7 protein-coding genes and 1 pseudogene are annotated in these 7558 nt (G+C 60.5%); all 8 read right to left on the reverse strand.

The window, feature by feature from the left end; translation table 11 throughout:
• Positions 1–267: pseudogene (locus tag L880_RS33615) on the reverse strand (sensor histidine kinase); the annotation flags it as partial.
• A gap of 33 nt (positions 268–300) precedes the next feature.
• A complete protein-coding gene (locus L880_RS0125335; RefSeq protein WP_027477992.1) occupies positions 301–576 on the reverse strand; it encodes a YunC family protein in 276 nt (91 codons plus the stop codon).
• A 32-nt stretch (positions 577–608) separates the two neighbouring features.
• Positions 609–1463, reverse strand: coding sequence for a PAS domain-containing protein (locus L880_RS0125340; protein ID WP_027477993.1), 855 nt, complete (start codon positions 1461–1463; stop codon positions 609–611).
• Between the two features lie 90 nt (positions 1464–1553).
• Positions 1554–1766: a hypothetical protein gene (locus tag L880_RS0125345; RefSeq protein WP_027477994.1), complete on the reverse strand. Its 213-nt coding sequence runs from the start codon at positions 1764–1766 to the stop codon at positions 1554–1556.
• Between the two features lie 141 nt (positions 1767–1907).
• Positions 1908–4793 carry a MobF family relaxase gene (mobF, locus tag L880_RS0125350; RefSeq protein ID WP_027477995.1) on the reverse strand — a complete coding sequence of 962 codons (2886 nt, stop codon included), beginning with the start codon at positions 4791–4793 and terminating at the stop codon, positions 1908–1910.
• Positions 4790–5158 (reverse strand): protein-disulfide reductase DsbD N-terminal domain-containing protein, encoded by a 369-nt coding sequence (locus tag L880_RS0125355; protein WP_241754867.1) that lies wholly within the window; start codon positions 5156–5158, stop codon positions 4790–4792. The genes mobF and L880_RS0125355 overlap by 4 nt, the downstream gene beginning before the upstream one ends.
• 99 nt (positions 5159–5257) lie before the next feature.
• Positions 5258–7255, reverse strand: coding sequence for a type IV secretion system DNA-binding domain-containing protein (locus L880_RS0125360; RefSeq protein ID WP_027477997.1), 1998 nt, complete (start codon positions 7253–7255; stop codon positions 5258–5260).
• Between the two features lies 1 nt (position 7256).
• Positions 7257–7558: hypothetical protein (locus L880_RS36105; protein ID WP_027477998.1), on the reverse strand; the 302-nt coding region annotated here is incomplete at its 5' end.

The raw sequence follows: 7558 nt of genomic DNA on the forward strand, positions 1-7558 counted from the left end.
TTCTTCGTGAGAAACGTCCACGCGCTCCATCCCATAGCGGACGGTGATGTAGAGCACGTAGAGAAAAAACACAAGCATCAGGCCAGCGGCGATGTGCGAAATCATGTTGGCCCGGTTCATGAGCGGCAGCGCCAGGATCATCAGCGCCGCCCATACCCACAGGAAATATTGGGCCGCCTGGTTGCCGCGCGCAGCCAACACCATGCTGACCACAAACACAGTCAGCAGAAAGGCGCAGCTCGTATAGAAGATCACTTCCGCTTGCACGGCCTCGCTCCGTTCTCCAGGCGGCCCGGCAAATCACCGCATCTTGTTCAGGGCGTCTTGGCCAGTTTCACCGACTTGGATACCTAGCTCCACCGCCTTGTTCGATGTGGCCACCACCTTGGCTTTGCGCATGTCGTCAAAGCTATTTACCCCGGTGACAATGGCGCAAACCTCGCCCGTCTTGTTGCAGGTTTCCACGTTGATATAACCGCAGCCGAGAATTCCCTTGGGGGCCTTCATGACCAGCAGCGGGCGCGCCAAATCGAATTGCAGCAGCTCCAGGTGCTCTTGAATGGCTCCAGCGTCCATATTCATTTCCTTTGCAGAGAGGGTTGAGAAAATCAGTTCTTACGCTTGCTGTTCTGGATCATTTCGTTAATGGCGTCATTGGCGATGGTAGCCTTGAAGGTATCAACAAAATGCTCGATATATTCCGGGTGTTTCTTGTCCATTTTCGATATGTCGATATTGATGCAGATGAATCCGATCAAGCCGTACACATCGTGAAAAATCGGGATCGTGGTGGACTTCACCGCGCGTCCGTCTTTCAGGGTGAGGTCGTAGCTCACAAACGAAGCACCACGCCCCTGGCCCTGCCCTTCGCCATAGCTGTAGTTCTTGATGAGCTGGATACCGAAGTTGGTATTCGTGTCGCCCAGCCTGCGGCCGGAAATGGGGTTCTGCACAGCCACAATCGAGCGCAGCGGGTTGCGCGTGTCGTGCAAGACGATCTCTACCGGCGTGCCCGCGAACGTCTGGCCAATGCCGTTCACGATGTCCGCATAGGACTGGAAGATGCGATCCTTCTCCCGATCCACCTCCGCCAGCGCCGCGTAGTCTGGCTTCTGCGTCAGCATGAGGTACTTGGCCTTGGTCGGCCCGTCCAGCAACAGGGTGACGTTGTTGGAGTTGCCCAGGTAGATCAGGTCGGCCACTGCGCGCGGCGATGGGTGTTCGGACAGGTAGTTGACCGCCTTCACGAACAGCTCTCGATCCAGGTACAGCGCCCCGGCATCATCGGCGCGGATCGGGTAGAAGTCGTCGTAGGCCGCCAGTGCCTTGCCGGGCAGAACGCGAAGATCAGGGGAAGGCGGGGCGCGAAACCCCAGCACATAGATGCTGATTGCGGCGATCAAAACGCCCGGCACAAAAACTGAGGCCAGACGTTTCCAGTTGATCGTTGAAATAATAGACACGCGCACCTCTCCCTGAATCTACCGAAGAACCCCACATGATATTCGGGTTCCCCGCACCCCGGCAATTTGGGTGAGGCGGCTATGGCGCGGTCACTTTTTGCGCTTCTTCAGGTCGTTCTCAATAAGCCCTGATATGTAGGTGTTGGCGGGGATTTTCAGATCGTCGCACAAGTCCATCATGCGCTCGTGCAGCTCGGGGTCCATCCGCAGGGATACCGTTCGGCGATCGCCATAATTGCGAGTTCTACGGCGTTTAGTTCCCTGCCCATCGGCCGACATCTCGGCGTCCTTTGGGTCGGTCATGGCTTGTTCTTTAGCATAGTCAAAGGTTCATCACACAAGTCTAAGCCGACTTGCCTACTGGCGAAAGGCAGAACCAGCCGCCAACTTTCGCGCGCGAAAGTTGGTTAAGGCCAGCGCGCGTAAGTTGACATTTTATAGGGATTACCGTTGAACGTCACCGTTTCGCTGCGGCGACACCGGGCGTTCTCCCACCTTGTCGGCCGTGATGGCCGTGGCCCGTTCGTGCTGCCGGATGGTTTCCACCGCACTGGTCTTGTCCTGCTTGGCCGCCACGGCCTTTGCCGCCACCGTCTTGTCGTTGGTGTAGATGCGCAGCTCATGCGAGGCCCGCGTAGCCCCCACGTAGAAGCTGCGATCCCCGAAAACCTTGGCCATGTTCTCCAGCGCCCGCTCCTGCTTCTTCTCGCTCTCGGTCTGAGGCGCGCGGATGTGGAAGATGGCCCGGTGCTGGGTAGCCCCCTGGGAGGCGTGAACCGTCTGCGCGTAGGCGTGATCCCAATGCTTGTTGCGCGACAGATCGACTTGGTGCAGCGACACATCCTTGCCTTGCTTCAGCTCCAGCGTCACCTTGTCCCCAGCCACAGCCGTGACGCGCGCCACCTCGCCGTTTTTGAACTCGCCTTCGTTTCGGGTGATACGGATCAGGTCGCCCTTGGCCAGCTCGCGGGTGTCGCGGTCGTACACCTCGATTTTGTTGTGCTTCTTCGGCTGCCATGCGATCACAGAGCCGTCTTCCTTCTGGAGCACCACAGTGCCATTGGGGGCATCCACGGCCGACACGCGCATGTATTCGCCCTTCTTGGCGTCGATCTGCTGGTAGTCCCGCCCGAAGCGCACCACGTCGCCGGCCTTGTAGTATTGCGCCTCCTTCTGCATGGCCCGCGTCCACCCCTTCGAGGTGTAGATTTCGCGCGTATCCTCGGAGCGCGACAGTTCGCCCTGCTCCTTCAGTCCCTCGCGCACGCCGGCATTGATGGCCCGCCTGTCTTCGTTATAGGCGGTAATGACGATGGTGCGCTCACGCTCTGCCTTGTCGAGCTTCAAGATGTCCTGCACTACGGCCGCCACCAGGCGGCCCTTGTCCTCCTCGGACTTCTCGGGAATTTCCCGGATCATTCCAGCCTTGTCCATGTACTCGAAGGCCCGCGCGTTGTTGGCCAGCTCCACTTGGGTGAGCCGCTGGCCGTCCCCCAGGTTGTCGCGGCCAGTGATGATGTCCACGGCTTGCTTCAGGTCGGCGGTCTTCTGGCGGTTGATTTCGGTCATGTACGCGGTTTCCATGCCGTCCCGCTGGGCCAGCTCGAAGGGCTTGCCGGCCTCTACACCCTGCAACTGGAGCGTGTCGCCCAGGTACACCACCTTGGCCCCGGCCTTTTCGGCCATGTGGTCGAGCTGGGCCTTCTGGCGCTGCGACAGGAAGGACGATTCATCCACGATCCAGACTTCCGCCTTGCGCTGGAAGTCGGGTGCGTACTGCTTGGCAAACTCGATGTCCTTCTGTAGCTGCCGCTCCTTGATCTGGAACATCGAGACGGTATCAGTAGCAATACCTGTCTCCCTGGCCAGCACCTTGCTGGCCGCGCCGGTCGGGGCCATGCCGCGCACCGTGTAGCCCTGCTCCTGCGCCATTTCGCGCACGCCTTTGAGCATGGTGGTCTTACCCGTCCCAGCAAGGCCCTGCACGGCCACGTAGCGGTCTTCAGTGGTCAGTACCTTGCTGATAGCCTCCTTCTGTCCATCGCTGTATTTGAAGCCCTGCCGGCCCTCGGCCTGCGCTATCCGCGCGGCCACGGCCTCCGGCTCCATCATCTTCGGCGTCTGGCCCTTCTGTGCGCGCACTTGGTCGAGCGCCCACATTTCGCTGCCCAGCATCTTCTTGGTCGTGTAGTTGCCGTCAGGCAAGGCCACCAGATCGCCGTCCTTCTCCAGCTTGTCGAAGGCGCGCTTCACTTCCGATGCTGAAACGCGCCCTGCCCCGTGCTCGATGGCCGCCGCCATGAGGTCGTTCTTTGATACCACGGCCTCGCGCTCGATCAGGTGCGCAGCCGCAAAGGACATCGCCTCCCGGCCGGTGAGCTTGTCGGCCCGGATCACGCCTCCCTGCGCGCGCTGCGCGTCGGCCTTCGCCTGGATGGCGTCGAAGTCGATCCCGATTTCTTTGGCCCGCTCCTTCCAGCTCCCGATCAGGGCTTCGTGATCCACGTCCACCTTGCGCGCCCTGGTCTTCAGCGTGGCGTCCTCCTTCTGCTGCGCGCTGGCGTCGTCGATGTCCACGCCCTTGGCTTTCAGCGCCGCCTCGATTTCGGCCCGGCGCTGGCTGAAGTGCTCGATCTGCTCGCGGGTGATGCCGGCAATCTCGAAGTTGCCCTTCTCGTCGGTGCGGCGAATGTCGTAGCCCAGCGCCTGGAGCCGGTCGGCCAGCTCGGACGTGTAGATGGCTCCGATGACGCGCTGCGCGTTGTAGATTTCCTCGTTGGTCAGGGAGCGCCACTGCCCATCCTCCCGCTTGGTGGCGTTCATGATGACGGCGTGCGTATGCGTCTGCGGGTCGAGGTCGCGGCTTGTGTTGTGCCGGAACATGGCCACGGTCACGTTGCCGGTCTGCACCGCCTCGGTCTTCCCGTCCATGGTTTGCCGCGTCCTGGCCAGCTCGGTTTCTATGTGGCTGAGTGCCTTTTTGACTGCCGCCTCATGCGCTTCCCGAACCTCCCGCTTGCCGTACACCTCGGCCATGAGCGAAACACTCTTGGGCGCAGAAAACGTCATGTCGGTGCCCGGCCGGTGCTCGCGTTCCTTCTCGCCGGTTTCCTCGTTCTTGACCCACTTGCCCAGCTCCTGACCTTCCACCTTTCCGTTCAACACCTCGAAGAAGGCTTGACGGTCGATCTTGCCGGAAAGCCCAAGGTGCTCGGCCCCCTTGCCGAACCATTCGGAATGCTCCAAGCCCTCGTCCTGGGTGTAGTAGTTGTCAGCGGAAAAGTAGTGCAGTGCCTGCCCGGCGCTGCCCACGTTGTTCATACTAATCATCCCTGTTTTCCTCCCATTGCCGGCACGCTGAACGCCTTGGTGATCGGTGCATAGCACACACCCACAATGGCCGCGCAGCCCTGCGCCGTGGCCACCAGCTTGACGGTCTGATTGGCCCCAGCCAGGCGCACACGCACCGCCACCCGCTCGGTGTAGTAGCGCATGTTCTGGCCCATCGCCTTGTCGAACTTTTCCTGCGGCGGCGGCAGCTCCACCCCGGCCACCGTGACGGCCGGATTGTCCGTTTTGAAGCTAAAGCGGTCGCGGTACAGGTGATAGCCCGGCGCGATGATGTACTCCAGCTCCACCACGCGAGCCTCCACCCGGCGAGCGAAAACCCGGAAGGCTTCATCGGGTTGCAGCAAGTCCGGCTCGGCCTGCACGGAAACGCAAAAAGCCGCCAAGCAGGCGGCCGCGACGGAATGTAGAAATGCCCGTCTTTGAGTTGTCATCCGGTGTCCCTCCTATAGCGCGTCAGCCAGCGGATTGGGTTTCTTGCCCTGGTCGCCCGGCTTCGCTTCCGGCTTGTCTTTCGCGTGCGAAACCTGAGCGGCTGGCTTGATGATTTCGCCGGTTTCCTTGTCGATCACATCGCCGTTCTCGTTGCGCATGACTTCCACCGTAGCCGGCGCGTCCATGTCGTCGTCGTCCAGCATATCGGCCGACTCGGGCGCAGCGGCTTGGTGTGCATCGGCCGGTGCGGGCGCAGGTGCCGGCGCAGCGGCCGCTGTGGTCGGTTTGAAGCTGATCGCAAAGCCGTCGCGCTCGATGAAGCCGTTGGCCTTTTTCTCGGTCGGCACGTAGCCGTACTTGACGCGGGCAATGGGATAGTCGCCCGGAACCAGCAGATAGCCGGTCATATCAGGCAGCGTCAAAATCTCCGAAGTCAGCACAAGGTCGCGCATCTGACGGCGCGCCATCACGCTCACGCCGTCGCGCTGGGAACTAAGGCCATAGCTCAAGGTTTCGTCCTTCTCGTCCACCTCGGCCTGCCCCATCAATTCCGCCAACAGCTTCGCTGCCGCGCCGTCCGTCACGCGCAGCAGCAGCTTGGTTTGACAACCGGAAATGATCGTCTTGGCCAGATCGTGCCCGTAGATTTCGTAGAGCTGGCTGAAATCCTGAACGCCCAGCACCATGCACAAACCGTACTTCCGGGTGTTGGTCAGGGCCAGCTTCAGGATGTCGAGTTTCTGAAGTGTCGGCAGCTCGTCAATGCAGAACCAAAGCCGCTCACGGTGGATCGGCTCCAGGTCGAGCACGGCCTTGATTGCGGTGTCGATCCACAACGACAGAACGGGCTTCAATGCCTCGCGCATCGCTTCCCGTGCTGTGATGAACATCCATGAATCGCCTTCTTCATGTACCCATTTTCGGATGGAGAACGATTCGCCCTCATCTGGCAAAAACCGGAAGGCTTCAAGCTGGTTCTGAACAGTCATCTTGAGTGACATCCCCGTGCGCTCGGTCGTGGGATCAACATAGGTTGCGCCCGCTGTCCCCTGCAACAATGCGTGCATGGCGTCCAGGTTGCTCTTGGCGATTGCGTTGTAGAGGTCGCGGTTCGTGCGGCGGCCCTCGCGGCCCAAAACCGCGATAACGTCCTTGAGAACCATCCGGCCCGCCAGCGCCCAAAACGGATCGGCTTCGGCCGGATCGGGAATCAGGCCGTTCGCCATGTTGTCGAAATGGTAGTCCTTGGCAATCTCGTTCCAGATGTTCCAGTTCGGACTTCTGGCGTCCAGCGGGTTCATCAGGATGTCTTTGCCTTCCCGGTAGAACGCCTGGGTGAATTCGCCTGTCGGGTCATAGACGATCATCCGTTTTCCGCGCGCACGCACCTGCTTCATGAGCGCGAAAAACTGCTGTGACTTACCTGTGCCCTGCGCACCCGCAAACAGCGTGTGCAGCGTCTCGGACTTCACGCGCATGGGCACACCGGCAATCTCATACGGGCTGGCTTCGTCCCGGTGCCGGATCAGCCGCGCAAGCTCGTTTCCTTCCACCAGCTTGGCCCCGCGCAGTTGGTTGTCCTGCATCTTCTCGCGCCCGTATCCCCACCAGTAGAGCGAGATAAGGAACACCACGCCGATGGATGTCAGCACGCCAAACAAGCCGCCGTTGCGCAGCTTGCGCCACGCATCGTCGGCCATGTCATCGGTCAGCAAAGCCACTTCGGACACTTCCAGCTTCCGCAGCTCGCCGTTGACGTTCAGCTCCATCTTGCCGGCCGTCATGTAGAGCGCGTCCCGTGTGTGCGCGAGTACGTTCCGCTCCAGTGCGTACTTTTCGTCTGCGGTAGTCGCATTCCAGAAGTACGCCGTCGTGACTGCCAGACCGGCCAAGATGGAAATCAGCACAACCGTCCAGATGGCCACCACGAACAGCCTGGCTTGGTGCATCCACAACTCGGCCCCACGGGAGAAGCTACCGGCGCTTCCCTTTTCCTCTCTCTTTGCCATTTCAGCCTCCTTTCACTCGCTTGAGCTTTGCCTTCGCCTTGTTCTGCGCTTCGTACAACTGCTGCACGTCACGCGCCTCAACAATCGCCGCCAGCATGTACTCCGCAGTGAAGACCGAAAGCCACAGTTCATCGGGAATCTCGACCTTTCCGCCACCCTGCCCGCCAGCGCGGATTTCATCGAGAAGGCGGCGCAGCCGCTGCTCGATGTCTTGCACGTTTTCTGCGATCACGCCCTGCACCAGCGTTTGGCGCAAAAACTCGGAAATGCTGATTCCGTGCTCGTTTGCCTTGGTTCGATAGA

The organism is Curvibacter gracilis ATCC BAA-807, from assembly GCF_000518645.1.
Lineage (GTDB): Bacteria > Pseudomonadota > Gammaproteobacteria > Burkholderiales > Burkholderiaceae_C > Curvibacter > Curvibacter gracilis.

Excerpts from the sequence above, each read along its gene's own strand:
- L880_RS0125335 (WP_027477992.1), bottom strand. The coding sequence starts at position 576 with ATGGACGCTGGAGCCATTCAAGAGCACCTGGAGCTGCTGCAATTCGAT.
- L880_RS0125345 (WP_027477994.1), bottom strand. The coding sequence starts at position 1,766 with ATGACCGACCCAAAGGACGCCGAGATGTCGGCCGATGGGCAGGGAACT.
- mobF (WP_027477995.1), bottom strand. The coding sequence starts at position 4,793 with ATGATTAGTATGAACAACGTGGGCAGCGCCGGGCAGGCACTGCACTAC.
- L880_RS0125360 (WP_027477997.1), bottom strand. The coding sequence starts at position 7,255 with ATGGCAAAGAGAGAGGAAAAGGGAAGCGCCGGTAGCTTCTCCCGTGGG.